Consider the following 17152-nt stretch of genomic DNA (forward strand, 5'->3'; position numbering starts at 1 on the left):
CGCCTTGCCGAAGTACATGAAGGCCTCCTTCCTTGCGCTAGACGCAAGGAAGGAGTCCTTCATGTACTTCACGACCGGCCGCCGAGGTCACAGCCGTCCCACGGTCACCAGGGACCACATCTGAAAGTAGCGAAAGCCTCCTTCACTACCGTCAGAGTAGGCAAGGAGGCCCTCACTACCAGGAGAACACGTACGCAGAAGCGACACCGGCCCCGCGCCACGACACACGGACAGCCTTGGCCGGCGGCGTCAAGGTGGTCACACGTCCGGGCCGCCGGACTTCTCCAGGAAGGGGGCCTTCACGCGCTTGAGAGCAAGTCGTGTAGCGCGGGCAGCAGGACGCGGTCCGCGGGCAGCCAGTCGAGACCGGAAAGCTCCGCTGAGGACACCCACCGGACGTCCTTGTGCTCCACCGCCCGCGGCTCGTCCCCCGCGCTGACCAGCGAAGCGGCGTAGATCCGCAGCAGCTTCCCGTTCGGCAGCGGAACGTCGTCGCCGACCCGGCCCGCGACCGTCACGGCGACGTCGAGCTCCTCCAGGCATTCCCGCGCCAGCGCGGCTTCGTCGCTTTCGCCGTCCTCGACCCGTCCGCCCGGCAACTCCCATTGCCCGGCGTGGTCGGCGGGCCAAGCCCGCTGCTGCGCCAGCACCTGTCCGTTCCGCACGATGGCGGCACCCACGATCACCACACGGCACACCCTAATGAGGCCGTGCCGCCTGCCAGACGATCTGGAACCGCGCCCCGCCGTCGGGTGATTCGCCGACACGCACCCGGCCCCCACGCCGCCGGACGGCCTCCGCGACCATCGCCAGCCCGAGCCCGGTACCGCCGGAGGACCGCGCCCGCGAATCGGAGACGCGGTAGAACCGGTCGAAGACCCGCTCCCGATGTTCCGGCTCGATACCCGGCCCGTCGTCGTCGACCACCACCCGCACGGTGGACCGCGCCGCGAGCACCGACACCACGATCTGCCCGCGCGCGTAGCGGCAGGCATTGCGCAGCAGGTTGCTCAGCACCAGTTCGACCTCGGCGTGCGTCGCCAGCGCCCAGGCGCTCCCGACCGTGCCGCTCACCCGGATTTCGGGCGCGTCGGCCGGCATCCGCGCGACCGCCGCGCGCACCTCGCTCACCAGCTCGACCGGTTCCGCGGGCGGGACCTCCCCCGCGTCCGACCTCGCCAGCGCCAGCAGCCCGTCGAGCAGCGCGGAAAGCCGTTCGGCCTCTTCGAGGACGTCGGACAGCGTCTCCTGGGCGAGTTCGGGATCGGGATTCGTGACGGCGACCTCGGCCTGCACGCGGATCGACGCGACCGGCGAACGGAGCTCGTGCGCGGCGTCACCGGTGAACCGCCGCAGCCGTTCGGCGCCCTCCTCCTGCCTGGCCAGCAGGGCGTTGAACTCCTCGGCGAGCGCGCGGAGTTCGTCGTGCGAATCCGGGAGCGGCAGCCGCGCGCCCGGCGGGAGTGCCCGCACCGAGCCGCGCATCCTGGCCACCGGCCGCAGCGCGAACCGCACCAGCAGCCAGGTCGCGATCCCGGCGCCCACCGCGCCGACGGACGCGACCACGAACAGCCACAGCCCGCCGGAGTGCACCGCGGTCGCGAAGCCGACCAGACCCGCGCCCGCGACGACGAGCCGTTGCTGTCCGTCGGGCGCGGTGACCACGGTGCCCGCCCAGCGCCAGCTGTGTTCGCCGCCGGTCGTGACCGGTTCACCCGCTTTCAGCGCGCGAACCTCCGAAGGGCCGAGGTTCGCGGGCGGCAGGCCGTCCACCGGGCCGCCCCCGGTGTCGAGGACCCGGACGGTGACCGCCGATCCCGACGGCGTCCGTCCCGCGGCGACGTCGGCCTTCGCGGTGTTCAGCTGAGCGCTCAGTTCGTCGTCGACAGACCCGATGAGCAGCGGCTGGAGGCGGTCGCCGGCGACCGCCGCCAGCCCGAGCAGGAAACCGAGCGTGACGGCGGCGGCGAGCAGGGTGATCCGGACCTGGAGCGAACGGCGGCGCCACCAAGACGGCGAGCCGATCACCCCTGTCCCGCCGGGGCGATCACTTCGTCGAGCTGCGCGTCCGAAGCCAGATAGCCGTGCCCGCGTACGGTCCGGACCAGCGCGCCCGCGCCGACCGCGTCGAGTTTGCGGCGCACGTAACCGACGTAGACCTCGACGACGTTGCGGGTCGCAGCCTGTTCGTCACCCCAGACGGCACGCAGCAGCTCGTCCTTCGTGACCACCGTGCCCGCCCGGCCCGCCAGCACCTCCAGCAGCGCGAACTCGCGCGGGCTGAACGCCACTTCGATGCCGTCGTAGCGGACCTGCCGCAGGCTCCGGTCGACTTCGAGGGCGCCGATCCGCAGCGGCCCGCGGATCGCGTCCGGCGTCGCCCGCCGCAGCACCGCGCGCACCTGCGCGACCAGGACGACGAACGAGAACGGCTTCACGAGGTAACCGTCGGCGCCGAGGTCGAGGCCGTCCGCCTGGTCGACCTCGCCGTCCTTCGCGGAAATCATCAGCACCGGGGTGGTGACGCCGAGCGCCCGCAGCCGTTCGAGCACGCGGTAGCCGGAAAGACCGGGGAGCATGATGTCGAGCAGGACGACGTCGAAGGAGCCCGTCTGCGCCAGGCGCAGGCCGCTGGGCCCGTCGGCCGCCGTGACCACGTCCATGTCCTCGGCGCGCAGTCCCCGCTGCAACGCCTTGCGCACGCCGGGCTCGTCGTCGACCACCAATACTCGAGGTTTCACGTCCCTCATCATTCACGCTTTCACCAGCTCACGCGCGAGCTCTCAGCGCCATCTCAGCTCCGGCGGCGGAGTCTGAGTGGTATCTCAGCGTTTCCGGGGAAGCGTTGTCGCCAAGACCCGAGCACACTGGGGTTCGGGGAAACAGGGAGAGACAGCATGGATCCGAAGAGGAAGGCCATCACCGCGGCGGTGGTGGGCACGGCGCTCGGTGTCGGCGGGCTCGCCGTCGTCGCGATGCCGGCCACCGCGGGCGACGCGCCCGTCTTGCCGCAGATCAGTGCCGAAGAGCTCGTGCAGTCGACGCTCAACGCGAAGCCGTTGGCGTTCGACGGCAAGGTCAAGGTCAACAACGACCTGGGCCTGCCGCAGGTCGGCAGCACGCTGCCCGGCGCGTCGGCGCTCAGCATCGACTCGGCGCAGGTGTCGACGGACGGCGCGGGCAAGAGCAAGGTGTCGCTCACCGAGGGCTCCAGCCAGCAGACCATCGTCAAGAACGGTGAGGCCGTCTGGGAGTACAACTCCAAGGACAACTCCGCAACCAAGATCACCATCCCGGCCGACCTGGCCAAGGAGCACCAGAACAAGGTCGACGGCAAGGCCGTCGACCCGGCGACGGTCGCCTCGGAGCTGCTCGGCAAGGTGCGCGAGAGCAGCACGATCGCCGTCGACGGGACGTCGTCCGTGGCGAACCGTTCGGCGTACGAACTGGTGCTGACCCCGAAGCCGACCGAGCGGACGCTCCTGCGTGAAATCCGCGTCGCGATCGACGAGCAGACCCGGATGCCGCTGCGCCTGACGGTGCTGGCCAACGGCACGTCCTCGCCCGCGTTCGAGGCTTCGTTCAGCGAGATCAACTTCGCGAACCAGCCCGCGTCGAACTTCGAGTTCACCCCGCCGAAGGGTGCGAAGGTGACCGAGAAGGCCGCCGAGGTCGACCCGAAGAACCGTGAACTCGCCGAGCAGGCGAAGTCCGAGGTCAAGGTCGTCGGCGACGGCTGGGACACCGCGATCACCGGCAAGATCCCGGCCGACGCGCTGGCGAAGGCCGGCGAAGCGAAAGACGACGAAGGCCGTCAGGTCGACCCGAAGGCGCTGCTTTCGCGGTTCGCCAAGCCGGTCAGCGGTGCCTGGGGCAGCGGCTGGCTGCTGACCACCAAGGTCGGCAGCGGCGTGCTGACCGACGACGGCCGCTACGCCGTCGGCGCGGTGCCGGAGCAGGTCCTCTTCGAGGCCTTGGCCGCGAAGTGACCACCACGTTCGAAGCCGGGACGGACGCCTCTCGGGAGGCGTCCGCTCCGGCGGTACCCATGGCGGCCCGCACCAGGGGCCTGCGCAAGGTCTACGGCCGCACGGTGGCCGTGGACCACGTCGATCTCGACGTTCCCGAAGGCGCCGTGCTGGGGATGCTCGGCCCCAACGGATCGGGCAAGACGACGACCATCCGGATGCTGCTCGGTCTCGTGCGGCCCACCGAGGGCGAGGTCGAACTGTTCGGCAAGCGGATGCCCGACGAGGCGGCGCACGCGCTGCCCGGCGTCGGCGCGCTGGTCGAAGGTCCGGGCTTCCACCCTTTCCTTTCCGGCCGGGAGAACCTGCTGCGCGTGGCCGCGGCGGAGCCGAGGCTGGCCTCGGCCGGGATCCCCGGCGCGGTCGACGCGGCGCTTGAGCGCGTCGGGTTGACCGACGCCGCGAACCGGCGCTACAAGGGGTATTCGCTGGGGATGAAGCAGCGGATGGGGCTGGCGGGCGCGCTGCTCGTGCCGAGGCGGATGGTCATCCTCGACGAGCCGACCAACGGCCTCGACCCGGCGGGCACCAGGGAGATCCGCCGGATCATCGGCGAACTGCACGCCGACGGCGTCACCGTGCTGGTGTCGTCGCATCTGCTGGCCGAGGTCGAAGCGACCTGCACGCACGTCGCGGTGCTCCAGTCGGGGAACGTGATCGCCCAGGGCGAGCTGACGGAACTGCTGGAGTCGGGGAACGCGGCGCTGCTGGTGCGGACGCCCGACGCCGAACTCGCGGTGGAAACGTTGCGCGAGAACAGGATCGGCGCCCGGCTCACACCGGACGGCGTCCGTGTCGATCTCACCGCGACCGAGGCCCCCGACGTGCTGCGGCACCTGGTGACGGCCGGGGTGGCCGTGCACGAGGCGGCGAGGGCGCGCACCGGGCTCGAGGACCTGTTCGCCAGGCTGACCCAGCCGGAGTCCACTGTAGACGGTGAGGGGGAATCGTGACCCACGCTCTTGCCGCGGCACCCGCGGCGCGGACCGGCCACGACAGCGTCGGCCTGCTCCGGCTGTACCGTGCCGAACTCCGCTGGATCTTCCGGCGCCCGCGCACGCTGGCCGTGCTGGGGCTGCTCGCGGTGATCCCGGTGATCATCGGGCTCGCGCTTACCCTCGTCGACTCTTCGGAAACAAGCGGCGGACAGGACGGCGCACTGCTGGCCTCCGCGGTCAACAACGGTTTCATCCTGCCGGTCGCGGCACTGACCATGACACTGGGGCTGCTGCTCCCGCTCGCTTCGGCGATGGCCGGGGCGGACGCGATCGCCGGCGAGGCGGCGCACGGGACGCTGCGCGGCTGGCTGATCGCGCCGGTCGGCCGGGGCAGGCTGCTCACGATCAAGGCGTTCGGCGTCGCGACGGTTTCGGCGATCGCCGTACTGGCCATGACGTTCACCGGTTTCGTCACCGGCCTGATCATCAGCGGTGCCGACTCGATGTTCACCCTCACTGGCTCGACACTGAGCGTGTGGGACGCGCTGGGCCGCATCCTGCTCGTGGCCGCGTGGGTGATCCTGCAGCTGTGGGCGGTCGGCGCGGTCGCGCTCGCGATCTCGGCGTTCACCGAACATCCGATGCTGGTCGTCGCCTCGGTGCTGGCCGGGACGATCGTGTTCACGATCCTCGGGTTCCTGGACGCGGTTTCGTGGCTGCATCCGTTCCTGCTCAACGAGAACTGGGCACAGGCACCGGCTTCGGTGCTGATGGATCCGGTGGACACCGCGATGCTCGGCGAGGGCGCGCTCCGCGCCGCCTGCTACATCGCCATCGGGCTCTCGATCGCCTACGCGCGCCTGACCACGCGGGACGGCTGACCCCACCACGCAATTAGTCACCTGCTTGCGACAACGAATCGTCGCAACCAGGTGACTAATTGCGGAGTCGGGCGACGCCGTCGGGGTCCAGGGCGAGCCGGACGCGGTCGCCGGGGCGGAGGTCGGCCGTGACCGGCGCGACGGCGTCCACAGTGGACAGATCGCCGCCGGGCGCGACCACCAGCCGTACGTGCTCCCGCCGGTGCACCACGGCGGTGACCTCGCCCTCGACGCCGTCCGGGGAGACCCGCAGGCCGTGCGGCCGCAGACCCAGCCGCACCGCGCCGTCCTCGACGTCGGGCAGCGTGACGTCGCCGAGCACCGTCCGCACCGTCCCGCCCGTCGCCTCGCCGTCGACGAACGTGGTCACGCCGAGGAACCGCGCCACGTCCTCGTCCACCGGCTGCCGCCAGACGCGGCGCACCGCGCCCTCCTGCCGGATCTCGCCGCCGTCGAGCACGGCGACGCGGTCGGCGAGCGTGAACGCCTCTTCCTGGTCGTGCGTGACCAGCAGCGCGGTGATCTTGCTGCGCCGCAGCAGGGCCGCGAGGTCGATCGCCAGCTGTTCCCGCAGGCCGGCGTCCAAACCGGACAGTGGTTCGTCCAGCAGCAGCAACCGCGGCTCCGGCGCCAGCGCGCGGGCCAAGGCCACCCGCTGCGCCTGCCCGCCGGAAAGCTCGGTGACCCTCCGCCGTTCGTAACCGCTGAGCCCCACCAGGTCGAGCAGCGCACCGACCCGCTCCGTGTGCTCCGCGCGCGGGATGTCGTGCATCCGCAAGCCGAACGCGATGTTCGCGGCGACGTCCTTGTGCGGGAACAGCTGCCCGTCCTGGAACACCAGCCCGAACTCGCGCCGGTGCACCGGGACCCCGGCGAGGTCCTCGCCGTCCCACCGCACGGTCCCCGACGTCAGCGGCTCCAGCCCGGTGATCGCGCGCAGCAGGGTCGACTTCCCCGAACCGGACGGGCCGAGCAGCGCCAGCACCTCGCCGTCGGCGATGTCCAGCCCGGCGCCCTTCACCGCGGCGAACGATCCATAGTGGACGGTCAGATCCCGTACCGACAGCGACACTAGAACTCCCCTACCGAATTCTGCCCGCGGACCGCGCCGAACCGGTCGATCAGCACCACCGCCACCACGGTCACGATCATGAGCAGCGCGCAGGCCGCGTAGGCCATCTGGTTGTTCAGCTCCCCCGGCCGCGAGATCAGCGTCGCGACGGCGACCGGCAGCGTCGGCGCGTCCGGCCTGGCGAGGAAGCTCGTCGCGCCGAACTCGCCGAGCGCGACCACGTAACCGAAACCGGCCGCCGCGACCAGCGAACGCGCCGTCAGCGGGAGATCGATCTCCCGCCACACCCGGCCGGGGCTCGCGCCGAGCGTGGACGCGGCCTGACGCAGCCGGACGTCGACCGAGCGCAGCACCGGCAGCACCATCCGCACGATCAGCGGGATGATCACCAATGCCTGTGCGAGCGGCACCAGCAGCGGCGACGTCCGCAGATCGCCCGGCAACGCGTCGAGCGTGACGAGGTACCCGAAACCGACGGTCACCGCGGACACTCCCAGCGGCAGCATCAGCGCGGCGTCCATCGTCTCGCCCATGCCCCGCGCCAGCCTGCCCGGCGTGCGGCGCAACGCCACCAGCACGACCGAGGCCAGCACGCCGACGATCATCGCGAGCGTCGTCGCGTCGAACGCCGTCCGCAGCGACATCGACGCCGCGTCCCAGCCTGAAACCTGAAGCGCGCCCCGCGATCCCTGTCCGGCGAGTGCTTCGTACCCGGCGAGGCTAAAACCGTCCGAAGTGGACACGGACTCGACGAGCAGCGCCACGATCGGCGTCATCAGGAGCGCGATCACCGCGAGGCCCGCGGAGACCGCCCACCACTCGCCGCCTCTGGGCCGCCGCGCGGTCTCGCTCCGCGAACGCAGCCGCGCCGCGCTCTCCCGGCGCCGCCTCGCCAGCGCGCCGACGACGAGCGCCGCGACGACGGCGGCGAACTGCACCAGCGACAGCGCGGCCGCGCCGGAGAGGTCGAGCAGCTCGACCGTGCGGAGGTAGATCTCGGTCTCCAGGGTGCGGTACTTCGCCCCGCCGAGAATGAGCACGACCCCGAAGCTGGTGGCGCAGAACAGGAACACCACCGCCGCCGCCGACGCGATGGCAGGCGCGAGCGCGGGCAGCGTCACCGAGCGGAAGGCACGCCACGGCGACGCGCCGAGTGCCCGCGCCGCGTCCACGGTGCGCGGGTCGAGGTGGCTCCACAGCCCGGAAACCGTGCGCGCGACGACGGCGACGTTGAAGAAGGCGTTGGCCAGCACCAGCGGCAGCAGCCCGCCGTCGGGCCAGAGCGCGCGGAACGCCAGGCCGACCACGACGGTCGGCAGCACGAACGGCACCAGCACGAGCGTCCGCACCAGTGACACGCCCGGCAGCCGCACCCGCGCGAGCAGGAACGCCACCGGCAGCCCGGCGAGCACCGCGACGATCGTCGAGACCCCCGCGCTCGCCACGGTGAACCCCGCGAGCTTCCAGGTCAGCGGGTCGCCGATGGCCGTGCCGACCCCACCGGAACCGAAGCCGCGGCCGACGATCGCCGCGACCGGCCAGGCGAAGAACACCACCAGGAAACCGAGCGGCAGCACGGCGAGTGCGGCCAGCCCGGCCCCACGAAAGGTCAGCCCGGTGCTCAGCCTTCGAGTAGCGTGCGCCACTGCGCGATCCACTGCTCGCGCCCGGCCTGGATCTTGGCCGGTTCGAGCGTCTTGGGCTGCTGCGGCAGCGGCGCGGCCTGCGCCCAGCCCTGCGGGAGCTCGACACCCTGACGGGCCGGGTACACGTACATGTTGCCCGCCACGGTCACCTGGAACTGCTGGGACAGCAGGAAGTCCACGACCTTGCGGGCCTTCTCGACCTGTTTGCCGCCCGCCAGCACGCCCGCGTACTCGACCTGGCGGTAGCAGGTGTCCAGCAGCGCCTTCGTCCGAGGCTTGCCGTCATCGCCGATCTCGGCGGCGGGCGACGAGGCGTAGGAGACGACGATCGGACGCGGGCCCTTGCCGGAGGAACCCGAGAATTCCTTGGTGTAGGCCTCTTCCCAGCCGCTGACCGTCTTGAGCCCGTTGGCCTTCAGCTGCGTCCAGTACGCCTGCCAGCCCTGCTCGCCGAACTGGGCGACGGTGCCGAGCAGGAACGCCAGCCCCGGCGAGGACGTCGCGGGGCTCTCGGCGACCATCAGGTCCTTGTACTTGGCGTCGGCCAGATCCGCGAACGACTTCGGCTCCGGGATCCCTTTGTCCACGAAGTACCGGGTGTCGATGTTGACGCAGACGTCGCCGAGGTCGACCGCGGAGAGCCGGTGCCCGGGGTCGACGGAGTAGCGCTGCGGGCCGCGATCCGCCTCGGGGCTGGTGTACTGCTCGAAAACGCCCTCGGTGAGCGCGCGGGAGGCGAACGTCGAGTCGATGCCGTACGCGACGTCGCCGATCGGGTTCGCCTTGGTCAGCACCAGTTTGTTGGTCAGCGCGCCCGCGTCACCCTGCTTGAGCACGGAGATCTTGATCCCGGACTGCCGCTCGAACGCGTCGAGGACGTCCTGCGGGGCGAGCCACGAGTCGTGTGTCACGAGCGTGACCGTTGCCGGCGCCTGCGGGTCGTTCCCCGAGTTCCCGGAGAGCGAGCAGCCCGCGACGAGGGCGGCCACCGTGCCAGCCGCAACGACCGTGCGGAGGGCGCGTTTCATCTAGCCTCCTGCGATTTTCAAGGGGGACCCGTGGCAAAAGTGCAGCGTAGCCGACGGCGTACCACCATGGAGTCATGGCGGAAATCTTGAACGACCAGCAAGCAGGCGAAGCCGTGACCAAGCTCTCCGGCTGGACCCGTGACGGCGTCACGATCGAGCGGACGGCGAAGCTGCCGAGCTTCCCGAAAGCCATCGAAGCCGTGGACAAGGTGGCCGAACTGGCGGAGGCGGCCGACCACCACCCCGACATCGACATCCGCTGGCGGACGGTGACGTTCCGGCTCAGCACCCACTCCGCCGGAGGGCTGACGGAGAAGGACTTCACGCTTGCGTCGCAGATCGACGAGGTACTCGGCGGCATGTGACGTCCGCGACGATCGCGACACGAACCCGCTTCTCGGACGTCCAGCAAGTACGACCGACGAGAAAAGGACGAGTGATGACACAGGCGATCGTGGTGGGGTTCTCCGCATTCGGCGCGATGGTGGCGGCCGCTGCCGGAGTGCTCTGGTACACGGCCCGCGACCGGCATCACCAACACGACCAGTGATCTTGATCACACGGGCGTCCACCAGGTAACGCGGAGCCTGATCAACGCGCTGTTCACGGCGGACCTGTCGCTTCTCTCCCCCGGGGAACCGCCGTGAACAACGCTTCGATCACCGCCGCCCAGCGCGCCTGGGTGACCACCTTCGCCGCGGCCATCACGCTGCTGACGATCGTCGTGCTCGGTCTCCTCGGCTAGCCGCGTCTAGCCCGAATAGGCCTCGCTGGCGGCGACAAGCTCCGGAAGGTGCTTCGCCGCCCACTCCCGGCATGCCTCCATCGGCTCGAACAACGTCCGGCCGAGCGAGGTGAGCTCGTACTCCACGCGCGGCGGCGTCTCGTCGTACGCCGTGCGGGTGATCATGCCGTCGCGCTCCAGCGCCCGGAGAGCCTCCGTGAGCACCTTCGACGTGACGCCCCTCAGCGGCACCGCACCGGCGCGGCCCTTCTTCCAGGCACAGCACGACCAGCCCCGCCCATTTGTCGCCGATCCGGAACGGGGTCAGGTTCGACGGGCAACCTGGGGCGAACATGTCGGGACTCAACGGCTTCACCGGTCCGAAGTCACCCTCGCCCACGTCGCGGCGCGTATTCTCCGCCGATGAGCATCGCTTCTTCGCGGACTTCTCCTTCCGAGCAGGCAACGACCCGCTCAAGTGGCCCGGGATCGCAGAGCCCCCGGGGTCGGTGACCTGACGTCTGGCAGCCCTCGACAAGCATCCGGAGTACCAGTTGCCGGACTGGATGGTTTCGGTGATCCGGGAAGGCCTGACCTCGTGCGCCGACGAGTTGTACGCGACTACCACATCTACCTGACTCCGGACTTCCGGCTCGGCACGTTCGGGCACCCCTGGGAGTACACGATCTGCGTGTTCGGCGAAGAACTGGTGACCGCGATTTCGGCCGAACTCACGCTGATCCTCGGCAAGCCGCTACGCAGATCCGCGTAGGCCCGATTGCCGCTTCCGGGCCGACGCCCCGCGCGGCCGCGAGCGGGACTCTTCAGTGGCCTTGAAATCCAGTGAGGAGTTCACCATGAACCGTTCCACCGCGGCCGTCGCCAACGCCTTCTTCCTCTTCGCCGGCGTCGCCGGCCTGATCATCCAGATCGCCTCGGGCGTTCCCGGTTTCCCGGACGTCCCGCCCGGCCCGTTCATCCTCGGCGTGACCGGGATCCTCGTGCTGACGCTGGCCGCCCGGTACCGGTGGATCCTCTTCCTCGGCATCGCCGCGCCGGTGTTCATCCTCGTCGGTGCCCTGCTCGAAGGCTCGTTCTGGGGACGGCTCGCCGACGTCGGCGACTTCGGGCCGTTCGTCGGGACCGTGCTGCTGATCGGCGGGGTGATCGCCGCGGCGGCCTGCGGGATCGCCGCCGCCTCCCATGCCTACCGACGGCTCGCCGTGCGCTGAACCGGAAAAAGGGGACGATCGGAGGTTGCCCCGGCGGCTCCGTCACTCTTAGCTACTCGAACGAGTTTCTCCGAGGAGTGAGGGGTGTTCCATGGCAGGTCTGCGCAGACGTGAGGTGCTCGCGGGCGCGGTGGCATTGGCGGGCGCGGCGACGATCGGGCTGAACCCCGGCGCCGCCGCCGCGGCCACGCAGCAACGTCCGGGCGCGCAGTTCCCGCCGTCGCTGGAGTTCGGCGACTACCCCGTGGTCGCGCGGGTCCGTTCGCGGCGGGCACTGGAGCACCTGCGGGTGCTCAGCGACAGGATCGGCCCCCGCATCGCCGGGACCGAAGGCGAACTGCGGGCCAAGGAGTACATCGCGAAGGTGCTGCGCGAGCTGCGCTACCAGGTCACGCTGCAGCCGTTCCCGATCGCCGACAAGTTCCTGGGTGCCCTGTCGATCGGACGCGACAGCTGGCAGACCGGCTCCTCGCCGCAGGGCGCGCAGGACATCACCCGCGAGGCCGTCGTCGTCGACGCCGGTGACGGCAGCACCCTGCCCGAAGACCTGACCGGCAAGATCGTGCTGATCGCCGCCGTGACGAACAAGGCCGACGCGTACCTGACGGCCGCGCAGCGCGGAGCGGACGCCGTGCTGCTCGGCCGGATCGGCGCCGACCCGGCACGCAAGCTGTCCGCGTTCTCGCCGACACTCGCCGCCCCGGTCACGATCCCGGTGCTCGGCCTGGCCCAGGTGCAGGTGGAACGCCTGCGCGAACGGCTCGCCAAGGGCTCGGTCACGGTGAAGGCGACGGCCACCCACCACAAGAACCTGACGTCGTACAACGTCATCGCCGAACGGCCTGCCACGTTCCCCGGCAAGGACGACGGCGTCGTCATGGTGACGGCGCACTACGACAGCGTCCCCGGCTCACCCGGCGCCAACGACGACGGCAGCGGCACCGTGCTGTGCCTCGAACTCGCCCGCGTCCTGCGCCACCTGCCGACGAACAAGACGCTGCGGTTCGCGCTGTGGGGCTCGGAGGAGTACGGGCTGATCGGTTCGCGGCACTACGTCAAGAACCTGTCCGACGCCGAGGCGAAGCGGATCACCGGCTGCTTCCAGAACGACATGGTCGCCACCAGCTGGGACCCGGCGATCACCTACTGGCTGCTCTCGGTCGACGGTGCCGACAACGCCACGACCGCGGCCGTCAACGCCGCCGCCAAGCGGCTCGGCTACGACCCGCGCGTCAAGGGCCCGGTCGCCCGCGGTTCGAGCGACCACGTGCCGTTCTTCGAGCGCGGGATCGCTTCCGGCAACTTCAGCTGGCGCGGCGAGTCCGGCCCGGCGTTGCTGGAACCGACGTATCACACGCCGGAAGACACCATCAAGGACAACGTTTCCCTTGAGCGGCTTCAGGTTTCGCTGGAGCTGATCGGCTCGGCTGCGTACAGCCTGCTGCGGAAGTGAGTCTCGCCGCGTGTCCCCGATGCCTTGTCGGGGACACGCGGCCCGCCCTCAACGGGTGTAGTCCACCGGCCCCAAGGCGATCGGGCCCGGATTCTTCGCGACCCAGACGACGGCGAGCTCCCTCAAGCGATCGAGGTGGCCGTCCGCGCCCCGGCCCGACCTGACCTGCTTCACGACCTCCTTGGCTTCTCGGAGTTCTTCTTCGCCGAGAGACTCGCCCCGCGCCAGGAAACCCGGGAACGCGTCGGCCATCGCACGATAATCACGGTCCCAGTTCGCTCCGCCGTTCCGGAACATCTCGTCGAAGATCCGGCCGGTGACGCGGATGGCCTCGCACTGCACTGTCGCGCCCGCGCCGGTCGACGGCACGAGCAGCTCCCAAAGCGCTTTGTGCCGCTCCCGCCAGGGCCCGCCGGGCACGACGATCGGCGATACCCCGTCGTGCGTCGACCGCCGGGCGACCGGCTCGACCTCGAAGATCCGGTACAGCTCACTGAGCGCGGCGTCGGTCCCTTCGAGGAAATCGGGGTTGAAGTTCTCCCGGTGAAACTCGAACCCACTACCGATCCGCTCGACCTTCCGACGCATCTCGGCCGTGATGCTCGCACCGTGTTCGAGCAGCAGCTTCGCGATCTCGACACACTTGGGGATGTCGGCGTTTCGCGTACTGACCAGGCCTCGCGTCAACAACGTGTTGCCACGCCTGTCGAGCACCTCGGTCGAGGCCCCGTGCTCGATCAGCACGCGCACCGCCCCGGCCTTCAATCCGTCCACGGCGACCTGAAGCGGCGTTTGCCCGGAGCTGTCGGCCGCCTCGATGTCCGCGCCGAGCGAGAGCAGCAACGGAATCTGCGCGATCGGCTTCGGAGCAGCGCGTGCAGCCCGCGCGTGAAGCGGTGTCCTGCCGTAGCTGTCCGGGGTGTCGACGGCGAGGCCCTGCCCGGTCAGCCAGACGACGAGCTCGTCCGGGCACTCCGGGAAGCCGATGGCGGTCCCTTTGGCATAGCCGCCCCGCGCGTCGATCTCGCACTTGCCGAAGACGGCTTTGAGTTCGTCCATCGAGGCCGAAGTCAGCATCTCCGCGAAGTCTTTGGGAAGGGTCTTCCGCTTTCGTGCCAACGTGCTCTCCTCAGTCGAAATCCGGGCGCGGTTGTTCGCGCATCGGTGTCCTCGATACGCGCATCTAGACCTCGTCGCCCTTCGCGCGCCGCAGTTCGAGGTACTTCCGCATGACGTCGGAGACCTGTGGTTCCTCGTCCGCCGGCGAGATGTCGGCGTCGTCGATGTGGAACCGCCGCAACAGTTCGAGTGCGGCGTCACTGACGAGCAGGTCGACAACGGTTTCGAGCACGAAGTCCTCACCACCCTCCTCCGTGCCGGTGGGGATGAGCCGTTCCCAGTCACGAGGAAGGCCGAGGTGGCTGTAGAACATGTCGAACTGTTCGTCGGTGGTCACCACCACCTCGCCGAGCTCGTAGCCGGTGAGTGGCGAGGCCCGGAGCGCGTCGGCGAGCCTGCCGGTGACGATCCAGTACCCGCTTGTCGTGACGATGTCGTCGCCGAGCCAGCCGGCGAACTGATAGTGAAGCGGGCCGACGAGTGGTTCGTCCCCGCGCCGTGGGTCGTAGTCGATTCCCGGGCCCAAGCCGCCGGCGACCTCGGGTTCGAAATAGTGATACCCGAAACGACCTTCCGAAGTACTCATGACCAGCGCCCGAGCTCGGCGTCGATACGCGGATCCGTGCGGACCCACACCTCGCCGCCGGCGGCTCCCGGCGGAGCGTCCACGCGCTCGAGTCCGAGCGTCCGGACCAACCCCACAAGCTCGTCCCGTTCTTCGCCCACGTCCTCGAGGGAGTAGCTGTCGAACAGGACGTAGTGCACGTCCCAGCGATCGTTGTACCCGGAGTCGGCCCAGATCTCGCAGAAGCGGTCCACCGTCTTCCGGTCGAACGGCACGGCCTGCTCTGGCTCGCCCGCCGCGGCGAAACCCTTCGCGATGTCCTCGGCGCTCCACCAAGCCACGGCGTCGGCGACCGCGGCCGGAGTGAAGTCCTCCAGCGCGAGGAAGCCCTCCAGAAGCCAGCCGACCCCGGTGTCCTCGACACCCAGCTGCTCCTCCTGCAAGCGGGACACCAGCCCGTCCGCCATGGCGCAGGGACCGGAGAAGGTGAAAACGCCGGAGGCGACCACGAGGGTGCCTCCGTCAGGGTGCGAGGCATTGAGCGTCGTATCCGCTTCCGGCACGTTCTTCACCAGAGCGAGAAGGTCTGCCGGTACGCCTTCGTACAGCGCGGCCTGCGCCTGCGGGTCTTCGAAGAAGTTGAGGTCGCCGATGTGGTCGAACGTCACCACGAGACCGCGGCCCTCCGCGGTGAACCAGGCGTTGACGGTGTCGCCGCCGCCGTTGCCGAAACCGAAGTGCGTGACCCCGTCGACCGTCACCGGCTCGTGTCCGTCGACGCGGGTCAGGATCTCCAGCCGGCGGCGCAGCTCGCGGGGGTGGGTCCGCCGGAGCGTCGACTCGTCGAACCGGGAGCGGAGCCGGGCACGCTCGAAGGCGGCGACGTCCGGCCACCAGGGGCCGTTGCGGTCGAGTGCGCTGAAACCGCCGCGGACGAAGTTGGCCACCTGGGTCCGGTAGTCGCCGCGGTTGGTGACGAGGCGGTACTCGATCCGGGAGTCCTGCGCTCCCTTGGCCCGGCAGATGGTGCCGTCGTCGAACATGAGCGACAGCGCCTCTTCGCTCCCCTCGTCCTCGACGCGGAACGACGCGTTGTCGTCGGCACGGTGCCGGTCGACGAACTCCTGGAACGCGTCGGCCGCGGATCGAGCGTCGCCCGGGGCCCACTTCTGCGCGTTGTCCTTGGCGTCGCGGAAGGTCAGTGGTCTCATCGTCATCCTTGCTTTCTGGCCTTGTCTGCGGCTTCGGAGCACATCAGGAAGCTCACCGTGCGCACCGCGTCGTCGGCGAGGTCCGGGAAGGCGCGGCGAACCGCATGCTGGACACGCCTGCTCCGCGGTGGCGATCACCCGCGTGACCTCGGGAAGCAGGCCGGGATCGACGGCGCCCGGATCCCGGACCGCCTTCCCGCCGTGGCGACCTGTGTACTTGAGGAGCGCCTCTTCGAGCGGGGCCGGCCGGGCGCGAACACGGTTCGCGTCGAACTCGTGGACGAGCGACCAATCGGACCACGCGTTCGCTGAGCGCAACGCCTCGAAGAGCAGCCCGCGTTCGAGCGGCTCGACGTCCGCGCCCTGGGTGACGAGCCTGCGTTCGTCCCAGCGGATGTCCCGGAACAACGACTCGACGTCGGAAGGCGCGCCGAGGAGGATCGGGTCCAGCAACGCGACCGCCGCCGGTTCGTCGAGAGGCCCCCGGCTCCCGGCCGCCTCACACAGCGGCAGGATCGCGCTCCACAGCAGCAAATGCCGGGTCAGATCGTCCCGGATCACCTCGAGATGGGTTTCCGAGATCGGGAAGGCGAACCTGCGAGGATCATGGTCGGCGTTGGCTCCGGCGTCGAGTTCGAGCCTGAGCTCACCGTCCGCGCGGATCACTCGCGGCATCCAGGAGTTCTCGCGGATGAAAAGGACCTCGCTCATGACGCCCAGCCGCGGGCGACCTGGCCAAGGACGTCGACGATGCCGCTGGACACGACCTCCAGCTGGCTGCGGCTGCCGATGATCGGCCGAGGGTAAGGCGGATTCGGGTCGGGCTCGCCCCGGGTGCGGCGGATGGCCAGCGCGACCGCGTGCAGCGTCTCGGGCTGCCCCTGCGGCTCGCTGTCGAGGAGTACCACCAGACCGCACTCCTGGGAGTTGAGCCCCCGCCCGAGCTGGACCGCCAGGCTGCACACGGCCGGTCCCGCGGCGACCTCCACCGTGAACGACCGATGGCGCGCGTCCGGCACCCTCGATCCTCGCGAGACCTCGGCGCCGGCCGCGCGATACGCCCGCATGAACTCGCTCGCGGGGAGCGCGGCGAACGCACCGCTCGCGGTGAGCAGGGTGTCTTCCTCATAGGTACCCGTCGCCTCGGCCGCCCAGTCACGCTTGGCGTCGCACCAGCGGTACCAGTTCTCCGCGAAGTCCGTGCGCGCCAGGGCATGGGCGAGCGGTGAGAGGGCGGGGCTCGTCATGCGGTTCA

General features: G+C 70.1%; 16 protein-coding genes and 2 pseudogenes. 7 read left to right on the plus strand and 11 right to left on the minus strand.

Translation table 11 applies throughout. The features are described 5' to 3' along the window. Window positions 1-299: 299 nt before the first annotated feature. The 3 genes from ACIHAO_RS31750 to ACIHAO_RS31760 are packed head-to-tail and all read right to left on the minus strand — an operon-like array spanning window position 300 to window position 2753. Window positions 300-689, minus strand: coding sequence for a (deoxy)nucleoside triphosphate pyrophosphohydrolase (locus ACIHAO_RS31750; protein ID WP_396564043.1), 390 nt, complete (start codon window positions 687-689; stop codon window positions 300-302). Window positions 690-699: 10 nt separating this feature from the next. Then, window positions 700-2028: an ATP-binding protein gene (locus ACIHAO_RS31755; RefSeq protein WP_396564045.1), complete on the minus strand. Its 1329-nt coding sequence runs from the start codon at window positions 2026-2028 to the stop codon at window positions 700-702. Continuing rightward, window positions 2025-2753, minus strand: coding sequence for a response regulator transcription factor (locus tag ACIHAO_RS31760; RefSeq protein ID WP_125789390.1), 729 nt, complete (start codon window positions 2751-2753; stop codon window positions 2025-2027). Before ACIHAO_RS31760 ends, ACIHAO_RS31755 begins: the two co-directional genes overlap by 4 nt. A gap of 144 nt (window positions 2754-2897) precedes the next feature. Between ACIHAO_RS31760 and ACIHAO_RS31765 the strand changes: the two genes are divergently transcribed. The 3 genes from ACIHAO_RS31765 to ACIHAO_RS31775 are packed head-to-tail and all read left to right on the plus strand — an operon-like array spanning window position 2898 to window position 5847. Further along, a complete protein-coding gene (locus tag ACIHAO_RS31765; RefSeq protein ID WP_396564048.1) occupies window positions 2898-3989 on the plus strand; it encodes an outer membrane lipoprotein carrier protein LolA in 1092 nt (363 codons plus the stop codon). Further along, on the plus strand, window positions 3986-4981 hold the full coding sequence (locus ACIHAO_RS31770) for an ABC transporter ATP-binding protein (RefSeq protein ID WP_396564049.1): 996 nt from the start codon (window positions 3986-3988) through the stop codon (window positions 4979-4981). Before ACIHAO_RS31765 ends, ACIHAO_RS31770 begins: the two co-directional genes overlap by 4 nt. Continuing rightward, window positions 4978-5847, plus strand: a complete 870-nt coding sequence (locus tag ACIHAO_RS31775; protein WP_396564051.1) for an ABC transporter permease — start codon at window positions 4978-4980, stop codon at window positions 5845-5847. Before ACIHAO_RS31770 ends, ACIHAO_RS31775 begins: the two co-directional genes overlap by 4 nt. 55 nt (window positions 5848-5902) lie before the next feature. Here the strand turns inward: ACIHAO_RS31775 and ACIHAO_RS31780 are convergent, their stop codons facing one another. Genes ACIHAO_RS31780 through ACIHAO_RS31790 form a run of 3 tightly spaced genes read right to left on the minus strand, consistent with a single transcriptional unit; the run spans window position 5903 to window position 9593 of the window. Continuing rightward, the gene (locus ACIHAO_RS31780) at window positions 5903-6919 is read right to left on the minus strand and encodes an ABC transporter ATP-binding protein (protein WP_396564053.1); all 1017 of its coding nucleotides are present in this window, start codon (window positions 6917-6919) and stop codon (window positions 5903-5905) included. Beyond that, window positions 6919-8496: an ABC transporter permease gene (locus tag ACIHAO_RS31785; protein ID WP_396564132.1), complete on the minus strand. Its 1578-nt coding sequence runs from the start codon at window positions 8494-8496 to the stop codon at window positions 6919-6921. The genes ACIHAO_RS31780 and ACIHAO_RS31785 overlap by 1 nt, the downstream gene beginning before the upstream one ends. A gap of 44 nt (window positions 8497-8540) precedes the next feature. Continuing rightward, complete coding sequence (locus ACIHAO_RS31790; protein WP_396564055.1) at window positions 8541-9593, minus strand: thiamine ABC transporter substrate binding subunit; 1053 nt, start codon at window positions 9591-9593, stop codon at window positions 8541-8543. 74 nt (window positions 9594-9667) lie between these two features. Here ACIHAO_RS31790 and ACIHAO_RS31795 point away from each other — a divergent pair, with 74 nt between their 5' ends. Then, entirely contained in the window at window positions 9668-9958 is a 291-nt protein-coding gene (locus ACIHAO_RS31795; RefSeq protein ID WP_125791925.1) for a 4a-hydroxytetrahydrobiopterin dehydratase, read from the plus strand. Between the two features lie 386 nt (window positions 9959-10344). On the opposite strand, the pseudogene ACIHAO_RS31800 reads toward ACIHAO_RS31795, so the two are convergent. After that, window positions 10345-10672 (minus strand): annotated as a pseudogene (locus tag ACIHAO_RS31800) (winged helix-turn-helix transcriptional regulator). Window positions 10673-10915: 243 nt separating this feature from the next. On the opposite strand from ACIHAO_RS31800, the gene ACIHAO_RS31805 reads away from it, so the two are divergent. The 3 genes from ACIHAO_RS31805 (at window position 10916) to ACIHAO_RS31815 (ending at window position 13002) form a co-directional block, all read left to right on the plus strand. Next, complete coding sequence (locus tag ACIHAO_RS31805; protein WP_396564058.1) at window positions 10916-11089, plus strand: DUF2716 domain-containing protein; 174 nt, start codon at window positions 10916-10918, stop codon at window positions 11087-11089. An 85-nt stretch (window positions 11090-11174) separates the two neighbouring features. Continuing rightward, window positions 11175-11549, plus strand: a complete 375-nt coding sequence (locus tag ACIHAO_RS31810; protein ID WP_396564060.1) for a hypothetical protein — start codon at window positions 11175-11177, stop codon at window positions 11547-11549. Between the two features lie 91 nt (window positions 11550-11640). Next, the gene (locus ACIHAO_RS31815; protein WP_396564062.1) at window positions 11641-13002 is read left to right on the plus strand and encodes a M20/M25/M40 family metallo-hydrolase; all 1362 of its coding nucleotides are present in this window, start codon (window positions 11641-11643) and stop codon (window positions 13000-13002) included. A 48-nt stretch (window positions 13003-13050) separates the two neighbouring features. On the opposite strand, the gene ACIHAO_RS31820 is transcribed toward ACIHAO_RS31815, so the two are convergent. The 4 genes and pseudogenes from ACIHAO_RS31820 to ACIHAO_RS31835 all read right to left on the minus strand — a co-directional run bounded on the left by ACIHAO_RS31820 (window position 13051) and on the right by ACIHAO_RS31835 (window position 17144). Beyond that, window positions 13051-14121 carry an ankyrin repeat domain-containing protein gene (locus ACIHAO_RS31820; RefSeq protein WP_396564064.1) on the minus strand — a complete coding sequence of 357 codons (1071 nt, stop codon included), beginning with the start codon at window positions 14119-14121 and terminating at the stop codon, window positions 13051-13053. Between the two features lie 64 nt (window positions 14122-14185). Beyond that, window positions 14186-14707, minus strand: a complete 522-nt coding sequence (locus tag ACIHAO_RS31825; protein ID WP_396564066.1) for a hypothetical protein — start codon at window positions 14705-14707, stop codon at window positions 14186-14188. Next, a pseudogene (locus ACIHAO_RS31830) lies at window positions 14704-16608 on the minus strand (DUF6357 family protein). The gene ACIHAO_RS31825 and the pseudogene ACIHAO_RS31830 overlap by 4 nt, the downstream one beginning before the upstream one ends. Next, window positions 16605-17144 (minus strand): hypothetical protein, encoded by a 540-nt coding sequence (locus ACIHAO_RS31835; protein ID WP_396564068.1) that lies wholly within the window; start codon window positions 17142-17144, stop codon window positions 16605-16607. The pseudogene ACIHAO_RS31830 and the gene ACIHAO_RS31835 overlap by 4 nt, the downstream one beginning before the upstream one ends. Between the last annotated feature and the right edge of the window lie 8 nt (window positions 17145-17152).

The sequence above is a fragment of the Amycolatopsis sp. NPDC052450 genome (assembly GCF_044547565.1).
GTDB lineage: Bacteria > Actinomycetota > Actinomycetes > Mycobacteriales > Pseudonocardiaceae > Amycolatopsis.

What these genes read in the sequence shown, in the direction of transcription:
- ACIHAO_RS31760 (WP_125789390.1), bottom strand. Translation starts at nt 2,753, where the DNA reads ATGATGAGGGACGTGAAACCTCGAGTATTGGTGGTCGACGACGAGCCC.
- ACIHAO_RS31765 (WP_396564048.1), top strand. Translation starts at nt 2,898, where the DNA reads ATGGATCCGAAGAGGAAGGCCATCACCGCGGCGGTGGTGGGCACGGCG.
- ACIHAO_RS31790 (WP_396564055.1), bottom strand. Translation starts at nt 9,593, where the DNA reads ATGAAACGCGCCCTCCGCACGGTCGTTGCGGCTGGCACGGTGGCCGCC.
- ACIHAO_RS31795 (WP_125791925.1), top strand. Translation starts at nt 9,668, where the DNA reads ATGGCGGAAATCTTGAACGACCAGCAAGCAGGCGAAGCCGTGACCAAG.
- ACIHAO_RS31810 (WP_396564060.1), top strand. Translation starts at nt 11,175, where the DNA reads ATGAACCGTTCCACCGCGGCCGTCGCCAACGCCTTCTTCCTCTTCGCC.
- ACIHAO_RS31815 (WP_396564062.1), top strand. Translation starts at nt 11,641, where the DNA reads ATGGCAGGTCTGCGCAGACGTGAGGTGCTCGCGGGCGCGGTGGCATTG.
- ACIHAO_RS31825 (WP_396564066.1), bottom strand. Translation starts at nt 14,707, where the DNA reads ATGAGTACTTCGGAAGGTCGTTTCGGGTATCACTATTTCGAACCCGAG.
- ACIHAO_RS31835 (WP_396564068.1), bottom strand. Translation starts at nt 17,144, where the DNA reads ATGACGAGCCCCGCCCTCTCACCGCTCGCCCATGCCCTGGCGCGCACG.